The 19,933-nt window shown below is 67.0% G+C and carries 13 protein-coding genes; 2 read left to right on the plus strand and 11 right to left on the minus strand.

The window, feature by feature from the left end; translation table 11 throughout:
• Positions 1-84: 84 nt before the first annotated feature.
• The 11 genes from addA to AABF56_RS19140 all read right to left on the minus strand — a co-directional run bounded on the left by addA (position 85) and on the right by AABF56_RS19140 (position 17,440).
• The gene (gene addA / locus AABF56_RS19090; protein ID WP_272807160.1) at positions 85-3,642 is read right to left on the minus strand and encodes a double-strand break repair helicase AddA; all 3,558 of its coding nucleotides are present in this window, start codon (positions 3,640-3,642) and stop codon (positions 85-87) included.
• On the minus strand, positions 3,635-6,817 hold the full coding sequence (addB, locus tag AABF56_RS19095; protein WP_272807161.1) for a double-strand break repair protein AddB: 3,183 nt from the start codon (positions 6,815-6,817) through the stop codon (positions 3,635-3,637). Before addB ends, addA begins: the two co-directional genes overlap by 8 nt.
• Positions 6,814-7,548 (minus strand): nucleotidyltransferase family protein, encoded by a 735-nt coding sequence (locus AABF56_RS19100; protein WP_272807162.1) that lies wholly within the window; start codon positions 7,546-7,548, stop codon positions 6,814-6,816. Before AABF56_RS19100 ends, addB begins: the two co-directional genes overlap by 4 nt.
• A 13-nt stretch (positions 7,549-7,561) precedes the next feature.
• Positions 7,562-9,058: a tRNA (adenosine(37)-N6)-threonylcarbamoyltransferase complex ATPase subunit type 1 TsaE gene (gene tsaE / locus AABF56_RS19105; RefSeq protein WP_244770786.1), complete on the minus strand. Its 1,497-nt coding sequence runs from the start codon at positions 9,056-9,058 to the stop codon at positions 7,562-7,564.
• Between the two features lie 6 nt (positions 9,059-9,064).
• Positions 9,065-11,518: a PAS domain-containing sensor histidine kinase gene (locus tag AABF56_RS19110; protein ID WP_272807163.1), complete on the minus strand. Its 2,454-nt coding sequence runs from the start codon at positions 11,516-11,518 to the stop codon at positions 9,065-9,067.
• 290 nt (positions 11,519-11,808) lie between these two features.
• Entirely contained in the window at positions 11,809-13,209 is a 1,401-nt protein-coding gene (ahcY, locus tag AABF56_RS19115; protein WP_272807164.1) for an adenosylhomocysteinase, read from the minus strand.
• A 155-nt stretch (positions 13,210-13,364) separates the two neighbouring features.
• Positions 13,365-13,637 carry an HPr family phosphocarrier protein gene (locus tag AABF56_RS19120; RefSeq protein ID WP_023514719.1) on the minus strand — a complete coding sequence of 91 codons (273 nt, stop codon included), beginning with the start codon at positions 13,635-13,637 and terminating at the stop codon, positions 13,365-13,367.
• A 15-nt stretch (positions 13,638-13,652) separates the two neighbouring features.
• Positions 13,653-14,054 carry a PTS sugar transporter subunit IIA gene (locus tag AABF56_RS19125; RefSeq protein WP_064332008.1) on the minus strand — a complete coding sequence of 134 codons (402 nt, stop codon included), beginning with the start codon at positions 14,052-14,054 and terminating at the stop codon, positions 13,653-13,655.
• Between the two features lie 150 nt (positions 14,055-14,204).
• Positions 14,205-14,666, minus strand: a complete 462-nt coding sequence (locus AABF56_RS19130) for an HPr kinase/phosphorylase (RefSeq protein ID WP_272807165.1) — start codon at positions 14,664-14,666, stop codon at positions 14,205-14,207.
• A 148-nt stretch (positions 14,667-14,814) separates the two neighbouring features.
• Positions 14,815-16,611, minus strand: a complete 1,797-nt coding sequence (locus AABF56_RS19135) for a sensor histidine kinase (RefSeq protein ID WP_244770821.1) — start codon at positions 16,609-16,611, stop codon at positions 14,815-14,817.
• Between the two features lie 97 nt (positions 16,612-16,708).
• A complete protein-coding gene (locus AABF56_RS19140; RefSeq protein ID WP_064332010.1) occupies positions 16,709-17,440 on the minus strand; it encodes a response regulator transcription factor in 732 nt (243 codons plus the stop codon).
• A gap of 312 nt (positions 17,441-17,752) precedes the next feature.
• On the opposite strand from AABF56_RS19140, the gene AABF56_RS19145 reads away from it, so the two are divergent.
• Together AABF56_RS19145 and arfB are read left to right on the plus strand one after the other, a co-directional pair.
• Complete coding sequence (locus AABF56_RS19145; protein WP_272807166.1) at positions 17,753-19,363, plus strand: phosphoenolpyruvate carboxykinase; 1,611 nt, start codon at positions 17,753-17,755, stop codon at positions 19,361-19,363.
• A gap of 127 nt (positions 19,364-19,490) precedes the next feature.
• Entirely contained in the window at positions 19,491-19,925 is a 435-nt protein-coding gene (gene arfB / locus AABF56_RS19150) for an alternative ribosome rescue aminoacyl-tRNA hydrolase ArfB (RefSeq protein ID WP_064332012.1), read from the plus strand.
• Positions 19,926-19,933: the final 8 nt, after the last annotated feature.

A 19,933-nucleotide genomic window follows, 5' to 3' on the forward strand; every position in this document is an offset into this window, starting at 1 on the left:
TGTGATGCAGGTGCGGGCCGCTTTCAAGGCCCGGCACCGCTCTGCCGGCGCCCCGCGGGGCGATCGGCCGTCCCGTCCGGTATCTCACTTCGAGGCGAGTTCGGCAAGGCTCGCCTCCATCAGGCCGGCGTCCAGCCAATAGGTTTTTGCCGCTTCCGTGTAGATCAGCCCGCAGCGGATTTCCCGCTCTGGATAGAGCGGCGCGAGGATCGCGCGGTAGATCGCAAGCTGCGCCCGGTGCTCGAAGGGAATGTCGGCTAGCGAGGCCGGCGGCACGCGGTTCGTCTTGAAATCGACGATCTCGACAGCCGCATCGGTGATCGCCATGCGGTCGATACGGCCGGAGACCGCATAGTCCCGGCTGCCGAGCGTCAGCGTGCCCATGATCGACACTTCCGCCCGCGCCGCGGGCGAAAAGATCGCGGCGAGGTCCCCGTCGCCGATCACCACGAGCGCCGCTTCGACCAGCGAGGTCCGTGCGCTTTCCGGCCAGTGGGCGGCCGCCCGTTCGAGATAGCGCCGCGCCGCCGCCGGCCGTTCCGCGGCATTAAAGGCGGGCAGGACCTGGAGGAAACGGTGCAGGATGCGTCCCCGCTCCATGGCAAGGCCGGCGCCGGGAATGCCGCCCTTCCGGCCGAAGAGCGCCGAAGGCACCAGGAGGTCCGCCGCATCCGTCTCGATCACCGCCGCCGCGCCCGAGGGGCTGAGCGGCCGGGGCAGCGATTTCTGCGGCGGCAGGGGCCGGTCCAGAGCTTCCGGAAGCGCGATCGCCGCTCTCTCCTCGGCAGGAGCCGCGGTGACCGCCTCCAGGGTCGCCGCGCCGGCCTCGCGCCAGGCAAATCCCGGCCAGCTCTCGCCCGCCGTCGAGAAGGTCCTTTCAACGCACCGCGCGCCATCGGCAGAAAGCGCCGCCGTGATCATCTGATGCCAGGTGTCCTTGTTCTCCAGCCGGCCGCGATAGCCGCAGACGACGAGGCGGTCCGCCGCGCGTGTCATCGCCACGTAGAGCAGGCGGCGGTATTCCTCCTCCGCGCCGGCCTTGATGCGCTCCGCATCGGCCGCCGTCAGCGCGTTGCCGAGGTCCTTGAGCGGCAGCCAGGCCGGCAGGCCGCCGGCAAGGCCGGGCGCCGTAAGGAAGCGCAGATGCGGCATGTGGCTGGGGCTGAAGGGTTTCGCCCCGCCGTCGACGAGAAAGACGACCGGCGCCTCCAGGCCCTTGGCGGCATGCACCGTCATGATGCGGATCTCGCCGCGCGCCTTGTCCTGCTCGCGCTTGACGGTCGGGGCTTCGAGCTCCAGCGTGGAGACGAAAGCCTGCAGGCCCGGCAGGCCGTTCTCCTCCTGCTCCAGCGCGAATGTCAGGAACTCGTCGATGATCTCGCCGGCTTCCGTCCCGAGCCGGGCGAGGAAGGCCCGCCGCCCGCCGCCGGCACCCAGGATGCGCGCATAGAAATCGTGCACGGCCTGGCCCCGCGCATCGCGCAGCATCTCCCTCAGCCGCCGCACGATGCCGGCCAGCGCTGCGTCCTCTTCCGCCGCCGCGACAAGCCGCGGCCAGAGCCCCTGTTTTTCGCCGCGCCGCGCCGCCAGCGCGAACAGTGCCTCCTCATCGAGGTTGAACAGCGGGCTCTTCAGCAGCGCGGCCAGCGAAAGGTCGTCCTCCGGCAGCACGGCGAAGCGGCCGAGCGCCATCAGGTCCTGCACGGCGATGTGCTTCGTCAGCACCAGCCGGTCGGCGCCGGCGACGGGCAGGTTGTGCCGTTGCTTCAGCGTGCGCGTCAGCGCATTGACGAAGGCATCGCGCTTGCGCACCAGAACGATGACGTCGCCGGCCGCCATCGGCCGTGTCTTGCCCTTTTCCGTCACCGTCTCCCGGCCGATCCAGGCCGCGAGCATATCGGCGATGCGCCGGGCCAGCACGTTGATCGGCGCCTCCTCGGCCACCGCGTCGAAGGGCGCGGTCCAGTCCTCCTCGTCGAGCCCCGGCGGGGCGGCGATCACCTCCCAGATATCGACCGCGCCCGGCTCGCGCCCGCGGTTGGAGGCGTGCACGATCTCGCTGCCGTCCGGCGTCAGCCCGCGCGCATTGGCGGGGTCGAGAAAGACCTGGTCGACGGCCGAGAGCACCTCGCGCGTCGAGCGGAAGGAAAGCAGCAGCCGGATGGGGCTGAAGGCGGCTTTCGCCGCCTGCGTGCGGCGAAGAACCGCGCGGCCCTCCTCGGCGAAACGCTCCGGCCGGGCGCCCTGGAAGGAATAGATCGACTGCTTCTCGTCGCCGACGGCGAAGATCGTGCGCTCCCGGTCCCGCGCCGTTTCGCCGGCGAAGAAATCGTCCGTCAGCGATTTGACGATCTGCCATTGCCGCGGGCTGGTGTCCTGCGCCTCGTCGACGAGGATGTGGTCGATGCCCTGGTCGAGCTTGTAGTGCACCCAGGCGCTCACCCGCTCGCGCGTGAGCAGCCGCGCGGTGCGGTCGATCAGGTCGTCGAAGTCGAGCAGGCTGCGCGCACGCTTCAGGTCCTCGTAGTCGCCGATCAGCCGTTCGGCGATGATAAGCGCCGCGTGCGTCGCCTCGTACATGCGGAACCGCCGTAGCCGGTCGTCGCAGGCGATCACATGCGCCTGGGCGGCCAGAAGCGCGGCTTCGAGGTGGGGCGCACTGTCGCGAACCTTCTTCGACAGGAACGACCGGTCGAGGCTGCGCGGCGCGCCGGCACCGGTGAAGAAGAGATCATGCAGCGCGGCGCGCCGGGCCTCGGCATCGGCCAGCCGGGCCACGCCGCGCAGGCCCGCGGCGGTGGCCTTGACCGTGTCGCTGCCAAGGCTCTCCGCCGCCGCGAGATAGGAATCGAGCACCGCGCCCTGCAAACCGTCGAGCGGCCAGAAGGCGGCGAGGATGTCGTCCGCCGTCTCGTGCGTGTCGAGCCCGGTTTCCCGGCGCAGCACGGCCTCCACGCCATCCGCCTTCGCGGCGCCGTCCAGGAAGTCGCGGATCGGTCCGCGGCTCGCCACGATATCGGCGATCAGCCGCTCCAGCCCGGTGTCGTCGGCAATGTCGAGCACGGTGGCGAAGGCGGCGGCGAGCGTGCTGTCGTCCTCGTTCGTCGTCGCCGTCAGCAGCGTGCGGCGCGCATCGGCCAGCAGCACGGCGGCGGCCCGGTCGTCGAGCACGGAGAAGTGGCCGGCGACATTGGCTTCCAGCGGGAACTGGTGCAGCAGCGCCTCGCAGAAGGCGTGGATCGTCTGGATCTTCAGCCCGCCCGGCGTTTCGAGCGCGCGGGCGAAGAGCCGGCGCGCCTCGGCGAGCTTGAACAGGTCCGGCTCCTTGCCCTCGATCGCCGCCACGCGCTCGGTCAGCGCTTCGTCGGAGAGCGTCGCCCATTCGGCCAGCCGCTCGAAGACGCGGTTCGACATCTCGGAAGCCGCGGCCTTGGTATAGGTGAGGCAGAGGATGGCGGAGGGCCGGCAGCCGGCGAGAAGCAGGCGGATCACGCGCTGCGTCAGCACATGGGTCTTGCCCGAGCCGGCATTGGCCGAAACCCAGGCCGAGCGCGCGGGATCGGAGGCCGCCGCCTGTTTCTGCGTGGTCCAGCTCAGCCAGGCGGCGGGCTCGGCGGAGGCGGGCCGGTCTTCGTCAAGCATCCTCGCCCTCCCCGTTGCTTTCCGCCGAGGACCATTCGGCGACGCGCGCCAGGTGGTCGTATTCCCCGCCATAGTCCCGTTCCTGTTCGGGAATGAGCCGGGAGGCGAAGCCGTAGCGGCCCTCGATGAGGCCCGTCAGCAGCTTTTCCAGCTCCGTCAGGGCTTCCTCGGCAAGCTCGATGGCGGATTTCGGCGTGACGTTCGCCGATTTGGCATGCTCGTTGTTCACCTGTTCGGCCTTGAACCGTTCGCCGGGTTTGAGGCGCACATAGAGAAGGTTCGCCGGCTCGCGAAGCCCCGGCCCGCGGAAGGCGCCGCGCCGGATCGCCGCCGCCTCCAGCGCGAGCTGCGGATCGAGCAGCGCCCGCGCCACCTTCAGCGACGGCGTGCTGCCGGTCTTGTAGTCGAGAAGGTCGGCGCTGCCGTCCGGCAGGATGTCGATGCGGTCGGCGATGCCGGTCAGGCGGATGCCGCCGACCGAAAGGTCGAGCGAGGCCGGCACCTCCGTCAGGCTCTCATACACGCCGCCCGCCCGCTCCAGGTGCCAGTGGACGAAGGCGCGGGCGACGGCGGCAAAGCGCGACCGCCAGACGGCGTCGATATGCGGGGGCAGGGCGACGGCGTCGAATTCTTCCGCAAGGATGTGGCCGATGAGGGTGAAGGGCTCGCCGCTCGCCTCTTCGCGCACGAAGCGGTCGACGATGCGGTGGTAGAGCGAGCCGCGCTCGGCCGGCCCCGGATCGAGATTGAAGGGCGCGATCGGATCGAGGCGCAGGATATGGCGGGCATAGATCGCATAGGGATCGCGCCGGAGACGCCCCACCTCGCTGAAGGAGTATTTCCTCGGCTGCAGCTCGGCCGGCGGATGCGGCGCCGGGCGGCGCGCATTCGGCACGGGCGGGCTGCGGTCGATGGCGTTCGCCCAGTCGATGAGGTTCCTTCCGCGCGCCTTGAGGTCGGCGGCAAGGGTGGGGCCGCCGACGGCGATCAGCCGCTGCAGCCAGCGCGAGGCGACGGTCGGCGCGGTGCCGTTGCGCAGTGCCCGCGTCAGCACCAGTTTCGGCGCGGCCGCGGCCATCTGCAGGTCGTGGCCGAGCTGGCCGATGCGCCGTTCCGGCGGCTCCAGGCCGATCTCCACCTTCATGACACGCGACAGGAAGGCGTCGTTCGCCGCCTGCCCCGGCCAGGTGCCTTCGTTGAGCCCGCCGATCACCACGGTGTCGACGCTCTGCAGGCGCGATTCGAGCGCGCCGAAGATGAAGACGCGCGGATGGCGCATGGAGCGCGGCTTGACGCTTTCGCTGGCCGCCAGGGCCTCGATGATGTCGCACCATTGCGGCCCGTCGGCCTCGATCTGCCCGTCCGTCTCGATCACGCTCTTGAAGAGGTTCGCCAGGCTGTCGCCCGCCTCGCCGGACCAGAGGGCGGCAAGGTTGCCGTGCTCGTCCACCGCCACCGCCTCGAGCGCGCGTCCCGTCCGTTCCGACCAGTCGGAGACCGCGAGCTTCGAGGAAAAGCGCCGGCCCGTGCGGCTTTCCTGCACGAGCGCGCCGGCAAGCGGCTCGACGGCTTCTGCGATACGGCGGGCGAGGTCGCGGGCAAGCGGGATTGCGGCCTCGGAAAGCGCCGTGCGCCATTCCGGCGGGTGGCGGTCCTGCGCCTGCCGGGCAAGGGCGGCCTCGAGCAGCGGTTCGAGCGTGGAAATGTCGATCTCGGCCGTGCCGCCGCGCAGCGCCGTCAGCTCCAGCGCCGTGACGGCCTCGGCAAGGTCCGCCACGGGCAGGCCGAAGCGGGCAAGCGGGTGTTTCAGCAGCGCGACGAGCGGCACCGGGTCGCCCGGCCGCAGCGCCGCCTCGGTAAGGAGGCGCAGGAGCGTGCCCTGCAGAGTCGAGAGCAAGGGCGTGCCGGCCGAATCGTCCGCCTCGATGCCGAATCGGGCAAGCTCCGCCGCCACGCGCCGGCCGAGCTTGCGGTCGGGCGTGATCAGCGCCGCCTGGGCGTCCTCGCCATCCTCCAGCGCCAGGCGCAGCGCAATGGCGATCGCCACCGCTTCTTCCCGCTCGTTGGCCGCCTCGACGAGCGACACGGCCTCGAAGGCCTCGGCCAGCCGGCCCGCATCGAGCGCGCCGCGAACCTCGCCCCAGCCGGCCGTCGCCTGCGTCGGCAGGAAGGCGCTGGAGAGGATCTGCGAGCGATATTCCAGCGCTTCGGGCGGCGTGCCGAGCAATTCGACATCCGCGCGCGTGCAGCCCATGCGGGCAAGCAGGCGGTGGAGGCCGTATTGCGGATGGCTGCGGGCGGCGGCATCGGGCTTCGGGGCGCCGTCGGTGCCGGTCTGATGGCCGACGAGCAGCCATTCGGCGTCGGACATGAAGCGATCGAGCCCCGGCAGGATGACGACGCCGTTCGGCAGGTCCGCCACGGCCGCGATCAGGCCGGCGGTCGCGGGAATGGAGCCGGTCGAGCCGGCGATGATGACGGGGCCGGCGGGCGGCGTGGCGCGGTAGCGTTCCGTCTCGGCATGCAGCGTCGCGTTGCGCCGCAGCGACGGGGAGGAACGGTTGAGCTCCGTCAGCCGCGCCGGCCAGAATTCGCTGGCGATCTTTAAAAATTCGGCGGTGAGCTGCCACCAGAGCGCATGGTTGGAGACGTCGAGATTGTCGAGCGCCAGCCAGTCGAGCTCTTCCGTCTCCATCGCGTCGATGATCTCGGCGAGGTTGCGGGCAAGCCAGACGGCATCGGCGGGGCTCGCGGGCGCGACGAGCGGGCTTTCCACATGCACGGAGGTGACGGCCGCGGGCAGCTGGTTGCGCCAGGCGAGCACGAGGCGGGCGAGTTCGAGAAGGCGCGCCGGGCCGGACAGCGGCTCGGCCATGTCGAGCAGCGCCGGCGCCGCCTCGTCGAAGAAGCCGCTGTCGTCGTCCGTCTCGCCGAGCGCGCGGATGACCGGCAGGATGGCCGAGCGCCCGCCGAAGAGATCGACGAATTCCGAGCGCAGCACGCGGGCCGAGCGACGGGTCGGCACATAGATCGTGACGTCGGCCAGCGCCAGCGGGTCGGCGGGATCATAGGTGAAGCCGGGCACGAGCCGGCCGTCGACAAGGCTCTGGGCGGTCGTCCTCAAGAAAGGCAGGCTCGCCGGGATGGAATAGATGCGCCCCCGCGCGCGCGTCACGCCGCCGCCTCGCGCGCCGCGCCGATGACGGCTTCCGCCGCGCCGATCGCCTCCGGCGTGCCGACGGTGATCCAGTGGCCGTCCATCACGATGCCGTAGAGGCGGCCGTTTTCGATCGCCCGGTCGAAATAGATGTTGAGGTTGAAGGCGTCCTCGGGCGCGTCGTCGAAGAGGGCCGGCATCATGGCGATGGCGCCGGCATAGACGAAGGCTGTTCCGTCGCCCTCCCGGTAGCGCGCCAGCCGCCCGTCGGTGTCCATGGAGAAATCCTTCTTGCCGTTGTGGCCGGTCGTGTCCTCCAGCTTCACGCAGAGCAGCAGCATGTCCATGCGCTGGGGGTCGAAGGCCTCCGCCAGCCGTTCGAGATTGCTCGGCTCGCCGGGCTTCTCGCCGATCCAGAAGAGGTCGGCATTCATCACGAAGACGGGGTCGCGGCCAAGCAGTTTCAGGCCCTTGGCCAGCCCGCCGCCGGAATTCATCAGGCGCTCCGTCTCGTCGGAGAGGATGATCTGCGGCACCGCGCGGCCGGCAAGATGCGCGATCATCTGGTCGGCGAAATGGTGCACGTTGACGACCGCGCGCTTGACGCCGGCCTCCGCCAGCGCATCGAGCCCGTAGTCGATCATCGCCTTGCCGGCGACCGGCACCAGGGGCTTGGGCATCGTGTCGGTGATGGGGCGCAGGCGGGTGCCGAGGCCGGCGGCCAGCACCATGGCGTCTTCGATCTTCATCGGCTGCTCGCGATCATGATTCGGTCGCGAGGATTCCAGCCTTTTCGCACCACTCGCGCAAGGGGGCGAGGTCGGGATGGGCGAGCGCCCGTTCCAGATTGCGCAGGGTGCGCGGCATGTGGCGCATATAGGCCGGCTTGCCGTCGCGCTGCATCAGCCGCACCCAGAGGCCGACGAGCTTGCAGTTGCGCTGCGCAGCCATGACGTGCCAGTCGCGCAGGAAACGGTCCCGGTTAAAGCCGGGCTCCGCAGCCCGCAGCGACAGGTAATGGTCGAGCACGCTTTCCGCCACGCCCTCCGGCATGTCGACGCGCGCATCCTGCACCAGCGAGGCGACGTCATAGGCCGAGGGGCCGATCATCGCATCCTGGAAATCGATGATGCCGACCCGGTCGGTGCCGGTCGCTTCCGGCCGCCAGATGATGTTCGGCGAGTGGAAGTCGCGCAGCAGCAGATTGTGCTCGGCGGCGGCAAGGCTGTCGATCAGTCCGTCCCACAGGGCGACATAGCCGCGGCGCTCGTCCTCGCTTGCCGGCGTGCCACGCTTGTAGGGCAGGTACCAGTCGGTGAGAAGGCTCACCTCGATCTGCATGGCGTCGCGGTCGAAGTCCGGCACGCGGTGCACGATGTCGCCGGCGACGGGAAGGTCCCGCTCAGCGGCCTCCCCGTGCAGATGCGCAAGGCAGGCGGCGCTTTCGCGGTAGCGCTCGGCGATCGGCACCCCGTTTTCGTCGAGCACGCCTGCGCTGCCGAGGTCCTCGATCAGGATGATGCCTTGCTCGATATCCATCGCATGGATGGCCGGGGCGCGCAGGCCGCGGGCGACGAGATAGCGGCCGACGGCGATGAAGGGTTTCACGTCCTCGGCGATATGGGCGATCTGCTGGTAGTATTTGCCATGGGCAAGGATCGGCCCCGGCGCGTGGCGCGGCGAATCCATCAGCACCAAACGCGCGCCGCCGGCATCGACATGCTCATAGGCACGCACCGAGGCGTCGCCCGTCAGGTGGCGGCGCACCGCATTTCGGTAGCCGGCTTCGTCGAGAAAGGCGCGGATCGCCAGCGAGCGGCGAATGCGCGCCAGCGCCGGTGCCGGGGCGTCGATGGTGACGCGCCGCCCGTCCCCCTCATGCAGGAAGGTGAGCGTGATGCCGTCCGCCGGCAGCGCGCCAAAACCCTTTTCCGGCCATTCGACGAGGCAGATGCCGTCGGAGAGCGCTTCGTCGAAGCCGAGTTCGTCGATCTCCGCGGCATCGGCGATGCGGTAGAGGTCGAAATGGGCGACGGGGATGCGCAGGTCGTAGCTCTGAACCAGCGTGAAGGTCGGGCTCGGCACTTCGAGATCGGCGTCGCCGGCGATCGCCCGGATCAGCGCGCGGGAAAAGGTCGATTTGCCGGCGCCGAGATCGCCCGACAGCGCGACATAGTCGCCGCGCTTCAGGCCGAGCGCCATGTCCTCGCCGAAGCGGATGGTGGCGGCTTCGTCGGGAAGGAAGAGGTCGAGCGCCATCCGGGCCTATTCCGCCGCGGCGAAGGAGGTCATCGTCGCAGACGGGATGCGGCAGGTGACATCCGTGCCGCGCCCCTCGCGGCTGTCGATGGTGACGGTGCCGTGGTGCAGGCTGACGAAGCTCTCGACGATCGAGAGGCCGAGGCCCGCGCCGCCGCGCCGGCCGTGGCTTTCGAAGCGATCGAACACCGTCTGCAGCACGTCCTGCGGAATGCCCGGCCCGCGGTCGGAAACGGTGAAGACGAGGTCGGCGCCCTCGCGCCAGCACTTGAGGCCGATCGAGCTGCCTTCCGGCGCGAAATTCGCGGCATTGCTCAGTAGTTTTATCAGGATCTGCTTGAGGCGCTGCTGGTCGGCGACGATGGTGCCGAGATTGTCGGGGGCGGTGATTTCCAACGTCACCTGCGCCTCGTGCAGCCGGTCGGCGAACTGCATGGAGACGTCGTCGAGCAGGTCCGTCAGGTTGATCTCGCTGTAGTCGAGCTCCATGATGCCGGCATCGACGGTGGCAAGGTCGAGGATGTCGTTGACGATGGTCAGCAGCACCGCCGATGATGTCGCGATATGGTCGACATATTCGGCCTGCCGCTCGTTGAGCTCGCCCATGGTCGGCGTCTTCAGGAGATCGGCGAAGCCGATGATGTTGGTTAGCGGCGAGCGCAGCTCGTAGGAGACGTGCTGGACGAAATCGTTCTTCAGCGCATCGGCCTTGCGCAGCGCCTCGTTCTTTTCGGTGAGGGCCCGGCTGACGCGCACGCTGTCGGTGATGTTGACGAAGGTCAGCATCGTCTGGGCGTTGGAAAGCGGGATGACGGCGAAGTCGAGCACCAGGCCGGTGCGCAGCTCCAGCACGCCCTGGCAGGAGGGGCGCTCGTCGTCGAAGCTGGTGATGATATGGGCGAAGCGCTTCCAGCCGTCCGGCTTGTCGTAGGACGGCGCGCAGGCCTGCTCGATGGCGCGGATATGGGTGCCGGATTTCGCCTCGGCCTCGCTGATGCCCCAGAGCGCGCGGAAGGCCGGGTTGGAGAGGCGGATGCGCCCGTCCGGGCTGAACACGGCGACGCCCTCGGCGAGGTGGTCGATCGTCTCGTCCTGCACCTGCACCAGCGTGTTGTAGCGCGTTTCGAGATCGACCTTTTCCGTCAGGTTCTCGAAGACCCAGGTCGCGCCGCCCTGCGGGCGTGCGGTGGCGAAGACGCGCAGCGTCTGGCCGTTCGGCAGGTGCCAGAGGTCGGTCTGCGTGTCGATGGCGCGGTAGACGGAAAGCGCGTTGTCCTTCCACTGTTTCCAGTTGAGCTGTTCCGGCAGCTTTCCGCCGGCGCGAAGGCGGTCGAGCAGTTCGCCATTGCCGGGCTTGCCTTCGAGGAAAGCCGTGTCGATCTCCCACATGCGCTGGAAGGCCTGGTTGTAGAACTGCAGCCGCTGCTCGCCGTCGAAGATGGCGACAGGGGTCGCGAGATGATCGAGCGTCTCGGCATGGCTCTTCAGCGTGCGCACCAGTTCCTCGCGCACCGCCTCGATATCGGAGACATTGACGGCGATGCCGGCCGAGCCCGTCGGGCTGCGCGCATCGACGACGTCGAAGAAGCTGCGGTTGCCGTGCACGACGGTGGAGATCTTGTCGCGGAACGGCGCGTCATAGGTGCTGGCGGCGCGGATTTTTTCGCGCGCGATGGTGGGGAGAAGCTCGCGGCCCTCGGTGACGGCGGCGGCGGCGTCCCTGGCCTCGACGGCCTCGGCATAGGCCTCGTTCACCCAGGCAAGCGAGCCGTCGGCGGCGCGCTGCCAGACGGGCAGGTCGATCTGGTCGAGCAGGCCCTGCAGCGTGGTGAGCGCCTGGACCAGCCTGTCGCGCTCCAGCTTCAGTTCGGCGGCTTCCGCGCGCAGATTGTTCAGCGCCACGAAGCGCACGAAGGCCTGGCCGCCGGAAACGCGGCCCTGCGCTTCCAGCACTTCCTCGCGGCTCGTTTCGAGGATCAGGTCGAAACTCTGCGCCTGCGAGCGCAGCCGCTCCACGGCGCGCTCGATCTCGGCGGCGGAGGTGGGCTTCAGCCAGCGGCCGAAGGCGAGAAAATCGCGATCGGCCTGCGGCGCGCCGGTCTCCGCCGGCAGCTGGCCCAGGAATTCCGGCTTCTCCGAAAGGCCGTCCCAGACGACGATGCGCCGGTCCTTGTCGCCGATCAGTGCCTGCAGGCGGGAAACGTTGTGGCGGGCGTCGGAAAGATGCGCCTTCAGTTCGCGGCTTTCCGCCTCCATGCGGCCGCGCTGGCGGATCATCCAGATCGCCGAGACCATCGCTGCCGACATCACGCCGAGCAGCATGGAAACGGTGACGATCTCCGTGGTGGCGAGATAGGGGCCGGCGGCGTGCGCCGGGCCGGCAAGGGCCGTCAGCGCCGAGCCGGCCGACAGTGCCGATACGAGACGACGCCTGCCGCGTGTAAACCATTCGTTAACCATAAATTTATTCTGCGCAAGCGAATGCGCCCTGTTCCGCTCCGGCACGGCAAAAGCCTGCCCGGAACGGCCTCGTTTTCTGTCCGCCATCATCCCCGGTATGTCTCCGTCCGTTTGCCGCCTGATCGACAAGACATCCCAATCCGGCGCGAAGGGTCCGCATCTGCACGCCGAATCAATGCTTTAAACGATACTTGTTTCCAGAATCGTCGGGAAGGGACGCGCCCAAAAAAGAAGCTGCGCGCCTTGTCAAGCGCGCAGCCCCTAGATGTTGTGGATAACCCGGGTAAGGATCAGTATCTGTAGTGTTCGGCCTTGAACGGACCCTGGGTCGTCACGCCGATATAGCCGGCCTGCTCCTCGGAGAGTTCCGTCAGGCGCGCGCCGAGCTTGGCAAGGTGCAGGCGGGCGACCTTCTCGTCGAGCTGCTTGGGCAGCACGTAGACCTCGTTCTTGTAGATCTCGCCCTTGGTGAAGAGCTCGATCTGGGCGAGGACCTGGTTGGAGAAGGAGGCGGACATCACGAAGGACGGGTGGCCGGTGGCGTTGCCGAGGTTCAAGAGGCGGCCTTCCGACAGAAGGATCATGCGGTTGCCCTTCGGGAACTCGATCATGTCGACCTGCGGCTTGATGTTGGTCCACTTGAGGTTCTTGAGCGAGGCGACCTGGATCTCGTTGTCGAAGTGGCCGATATTGCCGACGATCGCCATGTCCTTCATCTCGCGCATATGCTCGAGGCGGATGACGTCCTTGTTGCCGGTGGTGGTGATGAAGATGTCGGCGGAGGAGACGACATCCTCGAGCTGCACGACCTCGAAACCGTCCATGGCGGCCTGAAGGGCGCAGATCGGGTCGATTTCCGTCACCTTCACGCGCGCGCCGGCGCCGCGCAGCGAGGCGGCGGAGCCCTTGCCCACGTCGCCATAGCCGCAGACCACGGCGACCTTGCCGGCCATCATGACGTCGGTGCCGCGGCGGATGCCGTCGACCAGCGATTCCTTGCAGCCGTACTTGTTGTCGAACTTCGACTTGGTGACCGAGTCGTTGACGTTGATCGCCGGGAAGGGCAGCAGGCCCTTCTGCTGGAGCTGGTAGAGACGGTTGACGCCGGTGGTGGTCTCTTCGGTCACGCCCCTGATGGCGTCGCGCTGCTTGGTGAACCAGCCCGGGGAGGCGGCGAGGCGCTTCTTGATCTGCGCGAAGAGGATTTCCTCTTCTTCCGAGCCGGGGTTGACCAGCACGTTCTCGCCGGCTTCGGCGCGCGCGCCGAGCAGGATGTACATGGTGGCGTCGCCGCCGTCGTCAAGGATCATGTTGGAGAAGCCGCCATCGGCCCACTGGAAGATCTTGTCGGTGTATTCCCAGTATTCGGTGAGCGTCTCACCCTTCACGGCATAGACCGGGATGCCGGCGGCGGCGATCGCGGCGGCGGCGTGGTCCTGCGTGGAGAAGATGTTGCACGAGGCCCAGCGCACGTCCGCGCCGAGCGCGACCAGCGTCTCGATGAGCACGGCGGTCTGGATCGTCATGTGCAGCGAGCCGGTGATGCGTGCGCCCTTCAGCGGCTTGGACGCACCGAATTCTTCGCGGCAGGCCATCAGGCCCGGCATTTCCGTTTCGGCGATCTGAATTTCCTTGCGGCCGAAATCGGCGAGCGCGATGTCGGCAACGTGGTAGTCCTGCGTGGTGGTCATGGGGTCTCCAGCCTTTTGGCACGTGCGTCGTGAAGATGCCTGCGCACATGCGTGGAACGAACAGATCCTGTTCGTGATGGCGCTTCCTATCAGGAAACGCCGGCTGGAGCAACAGGATATAAAGAAGTCTTTATATCCTTATATCGACACGTGGCCTACATTTCTTCGCCGAAACGATCGGCCACCAGCGCATCGAGCGCGTCGAGCACCTCGCGGGCCTGGACGCCGACCGCCGTCACCAGCACGGAACAGCCGGGGCTGGCGGCGAGCATCATCAGGCCCATGATCGAGGTGCCGCCCACCGTCATGCCGTCCTTGGAGACGGTGACCTCGGCGTCGTAGCCGTCGACCGTCTGGACGAATTTCGCCGAGGCGCGGGCGTGCAGGCCGCGCTTGTTGATGATGAGGAGCTCTTTCGAGACGGTCATGGAGGGCGGAGAACCTTATTTGCCGCTCAAGACGCGGCTTGCCACGTTGATATATTTGCGGCCGGCCTCGGAGGCGTCGATCAGCGCCTTCTCCATGTTGTTCTCGCCGCGGATGCCGGCAAGCTTGATCAGCATGGGAAGGTTCACGCCGGCGATCACCTCGATGCCGTCGCCGCTCATCACGGAAATGGCGAGGTTCGAGGGGGTGCCGCCGAACATGTCGGTGAGGATGATGACGCCATGGCCCTGGTCGGCCTTCATCACCGCTTCCAGGATATCCTGGCGGCGCTGGTCCATGTCGTCCTCGGGGCCGATGCAGACGGTCTCGATCGCCTTTTGCGGACCAACGACATGTTCAAGGGCGTGCCGGAATTCCTCCGCAAGCTTGCCATGGGTGACAAGCACCAGTCCGATCATCAGCAGTCGCTCCAGTTTCCCAACTCAAACGGACGGCGGAATACCGCAATGCAGCAATTTCGTCCACCGTTGGGGTGGCCATCATGTCAATGAAAAGACCAAGTGCAAGCCCAAAATGCCCGATTCCGCTTTTTGACGGGGCTTTTGGGGTCAACTCTTCAGGATTTCCGGGTGAATTGCGGCCAAGGTCGAAAAAGCGCTCACGCCGGGCAAGAGCGGCAGCCGGGTAAGCGGCAGCAAGAACGACGGCAGGACCGCGACGGTTTCCCCTTCCGGCGGCAGGCGCTCGGCGAAAGGCGGTTCGATCGGCCGGATCGCCCGGGTCAGAACCGCCGCTTCGATCGTCCCCACCGGCACGATCCCGGCCCCGCGGATCTCCGCCAGGCCGGCGATGCTTTTGGGTGCACGCGCGATGAGCCGGCCGTTCGCTTCGATGATGAAAACCTGGTCGTCGCTGATCAGGGCGGCGAAAAGGCCGCGGGCGCGGGCCTCCTCGATGCAGTGGAGCGCGACGGCGCTTTTTCCGGTGCCGGAGGGGCCGACGAACAGAAGCCCCGTCGTGCCGATGACGATGGCGGTGGCATGGAGGTTGACGGGCGCTGCGTTCGGCATGCCCCTCATCCCGCTGCCGCGACAAGGGCCACTGCCTTGGGAAACCGACGCAACACCCCCCTTCTCCCCGCACGCGGGGAGAAGGTCGCGGCAGCGGGATGAGGGGTGGCTCTCCCCGCAGGGGTCGTCTTTGCCCGCGAAACCCCGCTCATTTCTGGTTGCCGGTCGGCAGCGACAGCGTGAAGCGGGCGCCGGCCAGTTCCCCGGTCGCCTTGTCGACGATGTTGTCGGCCTTCAGCGTGCCGCCATGCGCCTCGGCGATCTGCCGCGAGATGGAAAGGCCGAGGCCGGAATTCTGGCCGAAATCCTCGGTGGCGGGGCGGTCCGTGTAGAACCGCTCGAAGATGCGGTCGATGTTTTCCGCCTGGATGCCGGGGCCGTTGTCCTCGACCTGGATGATGCAGCGGTCGTTCCGCCCGCGCGACAGGCGCACGACGATGCGCCCGCCGGGATCCGGCACGAAGGAGCGGGCATTCTCGATGAGGTTGGTGACGATCTGGCCTATGCGCAGCTCGTAGCCCGATATCTCGAATTTCGCCTTCGGATTGTCCTTGCGGTCCACCACGAAATCGAGGGTGACCGGCTTCTTGCGCGTGTTGACCTGGCGGGAAATGTCGATGAGGTCGCCAAGCAGCTTTTCGAGGTCGACGGTGCGGGCATCGCTGCGGGCAAGCTCGGCATCGAGGCGGGACGCGTCCGAGATGTCGCTGATCAGGCGGTCGAGCCGGCGCACGTCGTGCTGGATGATGTCGAGGAGGCGCTTCTTCGATTCGTCCGTGCGCGCGAGCGGAAGCGTCTCGACGGCGCTGCGCAGCGAGGTCAGCGGGTTCTTCAGCTCGTGGCTGACATCGGCGGCGAAGCTCTCGATCGCGTCGATGCGGTCGTAGAGCGCGTTCGTCATCTGGCGCAGTGCAATCGAAAGGTTGCCGATCTCGTCCTGGCGCACCGAGAAGTCGGGGATCTCCTCGCGCTCCTTCGCCCCGCGCCGCACGCGGATCGCCGCCGCCGCAAGCCGGCGCAGCGGATTGGCGATGGTGCTGGAGAGCAGCAGCGACAGCGCGATGTTGACGAGGCCGGCGACGCCCGCGACGCGCATGATGGCAAGCCGTTCGGCATGGACGATCTTGTCGATGTCGCCCGCCTGGGTGGAGAGCAGCAAGACGCCGAGCACGGCGCGAAACCGCTGCACGGGCACGGCGACCGAGACGATCAGCTCGCCCTTGTCGTTGACGCGCACGACCGCGCCGCGCACGCCGGTCAGCGCGTTCATCACTTCCGGATAGATCGAGCCGTCGCCGCCGGGCGCTTCCTTGTACTGCGGCAGGTTGCTCGGCTGGAGGATGCGGTTGAACCAGACGTTCATGCGCTCGATGAGGCTGGTGCTCTCCGGCTCCACCGGCGGCAGGTCGAAGCGCAGCACCTGGCCCTGCGTGTAGAGGTGCCGCGAATCGAGCAGCAGGTTGGCGTCCGTGTCATAGATGCGCGCGCGGGTGCGGGTCGGCGAGATCAGCCTTCTCAGCACGGGCGCGACGCGCTCCGGATTGATCGGGAATTCGAGGTCTTCGTCGTTCGGCAGCGGCGTGATGCTCTGGCCGGCCTGCAGTTCCAGCAGCTTTTCCGGGTCGATGGTGATCGAGTTGGTGTCGACGGAGGCGGAGGCGGAGATCGCGCCTGCGATGATCTCGCCCTGGGTCAGGAGGCTCTCGACGCGCGCATCGATCAGCCCCTCGCGGAACTGGTTGAGATAGAGGATGCCCGCGACGAGCACGACGAGCGCGACGAGGTTGAAGAACAGGATGCGGCGCGTCAGGCTCGAAAAGACGGCATTGCCGAAGATGCGCCGGGCGAGCGTGAAGGGATGGGTCCAGCGGCGGCGCAGGGATCGCGGCGCAGGCCGGCCCTCGACGTCTTCCCCATCCTTTTCCGGCCCGTCTTTTTCCGACATTGTCTGCAACAAGCGGCTTCATCCTTCATGCCGGCGGCATGGTGCCGCCTGACCGCGGCATGCCATCGCCGCCGCGGTCCATGCAAGCGAAATCGCGTTATGCGGTCTCGCGGAACCGATAGCCGACGCCGTAGAGCGTTTCGATCATGTCGAAGTCGGTGTCGACCATCTTGAACTTCTTGCGCAGCCGCTTGATGTGGCTGTCGATGGTGCGGTCGTCGACATAGACCTGCTCGTCATAGGCCGCGTCCATCAGCGAATCGCGGCTCTTCACCACGCCGGGGCGTTGCGCCAGCGAGTGCAGGATGAGGAATTCGGTCACGGTCAACGTCACCGGCTCGCCCTTCCAGGTGCAGGTATGGCGCTCCTGGTCCATGACGAGCTGGCCGCGCTCCAGCGAGCGGGCCGCCACTTCCCCGGCCTTCGCCGTGCTGCCGGCGGCCCCGGCGGAGGCGGCGGCCTCGCGGCTCGAGGCCCGGCGCAGGATCGCCTTGACGCGCTCGACCAGCAGGCGCTGCGAGAACGGCTTGGTGATGAAGTCGTCCGCGCCCATCTTCAGGCCGAACAGTTCGTCGATCTCCTCGTCCTTCGAGGTGAGGAAGATGACGGGGATATCGGATTTCTGGCGCAGCCGGCGCAGCAGTTCCATGCCATCCATGCGCGGCATCTTGATGTCGAAGATCGCAAGATGCGGCGGACGGGCAAGAAGGCCGTCGAGCGCCGAGGCGCCGTCCGTATAGGTCTCCACCTTGTAGCCTTCGGCCTCCAGAGCGATCGACACGGATGTCAGAATATTCCGGTCGTCGTCAACGAGTGCGATCGTCTGCATCCTGCTAGTCTCCATATTCATCGGCGCCTTTCCCGACCTCGGATCGTTTCCTGTCCTGGATGTGATGCGCCTTCCTGGGGATAAAGGTGGAACAAATTGTGGCGAAGATAAAGGGAGACGTTTCGGGCCGGCCGGCCGAGTCATTTTTAAATCGATTATTCAAACGATTAAAAAAGTCACATAATTGTTTAAATCGATTAATTAATTGATATCATTGCCTAATTTCTATTTTCCTCTTGTCTTTGTGACAGCCGCGCATTAGGTTCCCGCAAAATTCACACCAGTCTTGTCGCCTTGGAGGAAAACTGGACCATGCAGGAACTTGGCGTTCGCAACCCCGCTCAGGGGCTCACCGCGATGGGTATCCACACCGACGGTACGGTCCGGTACAACTTTGCAGCAGAGGCTCTCTATGAAGAGGCCCTCGGTCGCGGGGAAGCGGTCAAGACGGCCCATGGCGCCCTTCGCGCCCTCACCGGCCAGCACACCGGCCGCTCGCCCAAGGACAAGTTCGTCGTGCGCGACGAAAACACCGAGGGCGCCATCTGGTGGGACAACAACAAGGCCGTCTCGCGCGAGCATTTCGATGTGCTGCACGCCGACATGCTGGCCCATGCGGCCGCCCGCGACCTCTTCGTGCAGGATCTCGTCGGCGGCGCCGATGCCGATTACGCCCTGCCGACCCGCGTCGTCACGGAACTCGCCTGGCATTCGCTGTTCATCCGCAACCTGCTCATCCGCCCGGAAGAGAAGGATCTTGCGACCTTCGTGCCGAAGCTGACGATCATCGACCTGCCGACCTTCAAGGCCGATCCGGAGCGCCACGGCGCCCGCACGGAAACCATGATCGCCTGCGACCTGACGCGCGGCATCGTGCTGATCGCGGGCACTTTCTATGCCGGCGAGATGAAGAAGTCGGTCTTCACCGTGCTCAACTGGCTGCTGCCCTCGGAAAAGGTCATGCCGATGCACTGCTCGGCCAATGTCGGCCCGGATGGTGACGCGGCCGTGTTCTTCGGCCTCTCCGGCACCGGCAAGACGACCCTGTCGGCCGATCCGAGCCGCACGCTGGTCGGCGACGACGAGCACGGCTGGGGCGAAAACGGCATCTTCAACTTCGAAGGCGGCTGCTATGCCAAGGCGATCCGCCTTTCGGCCGAGGCCGAGCCGGAGATCTACGCGACGACGCAGCGTTTCGGCTCCGTTCTGGAGAACGTCGTGCTCGACGCCAACGGCGTTCCGGATTTCAACGACGGCTCGCTGACGGAAAACACCCGCTGCGCCTATCCGCTGGATTTCATCCCGAATGCCAGCGAGACCGGCCGCGCGCCGCATCCGAAGACGATCATCATGCTGACGGCCGATGCCTTCGGCGTCATGCCGCCGATCGCCAAGCTGACGCCCGACCAGGCCATGTACCACTTCCTTTCCGGCTACACCGCCAAGGTCGCCGGCACGGAACGCGGTGTGACCGAGCCGGAAGCCACCTTCTCGACCTGCTTCGGCGCGCCTTTCATGCCGCGCCACCCGGCGGTCTACGGTAACCTTTTGAAGGAGCTGATTGCCGAGCACGGCGTCGATTGCTGGCTGGTCAACACCGGCTGGACGGGCGGCGCCTATGGCGAAGGCCGCCGCATGCCGATCAAGGCGACGCGCACCCTGCTCGCCAGCGCGCTGGACGGCTCCCTGAAGGATGCGCTCTTCCGCCGCGACGACAATTTCGGCTTCCAGGTCCCCGTTTCGGTGCCGGGCGTCGACACGAAGATCCTCGATCCGCGCTCGACCTGGGCCAACGGCGCTGCCTATGACAAGCAGGCCCGCAAGCTCGTCGACATGTTCATTACGAACTTCGAGAAGTTCGAGGACCATGTGGACGGCGGCGTGCGCGATGCCGCGCCGGGCCTGAAGGTCGCTGCCGAATAAGGTGCATCGGCGATGATTCACGTGAAACCCGGCCCTTGAGGCCGGGTTTTTCGTCTGCGTTTTCGTCTTTGGCGGCGGCTTCCCGTTTTGCCCGGTGCCGGTTAAAACGGCCGGGAAAGGAATTTCCATGGCCAGCGCGCCCCTCTACATCAAGAGTTCCATCACGATCGCCGGCTGGGAGCTGACCGAGCAGTTCGTGCTGGCGGGCGGTCCGGGCGGGCAGAACGTCAACAAGGTCTCGACGGCCGTGCAGCTCTTCTTCGACCTGCGCAACTCGCCCTCGCTCAGCGATCGGGTGAAGGCCAATGCGGAAAGGCTGGCCGGCCGCAAGGTCTCCAAGGACGGCGTGCTGATGATCGAGGCGAACCGCTTCCGCAGCCAGGAGCGCAACCGGGAGGATGCGCGCGAACGGCTGAAGGAGCTGATCCTCAAGGCGGCCGAACCGCCGCCGCCGGTGCGCAAGAAGACGAAGCCGACAAAAGGTTCGGTCGAACGCCGGCTCAAGGAAAAGTCGGGCCGGTCGGACGTCAAGCGCATGCGGGCCAAGCCCGGCGGCGAATGATTGCCGCA

The organism is Shinella sp. WSC3-e (assembly GCF_945994535.1).
Classification (GTDB): Bacteria; Pseudomonadota; Alphaproteobacteria; order Rhizobiales; family Rhizobiaceae; genus Shinella; species Shinella yambaruensis.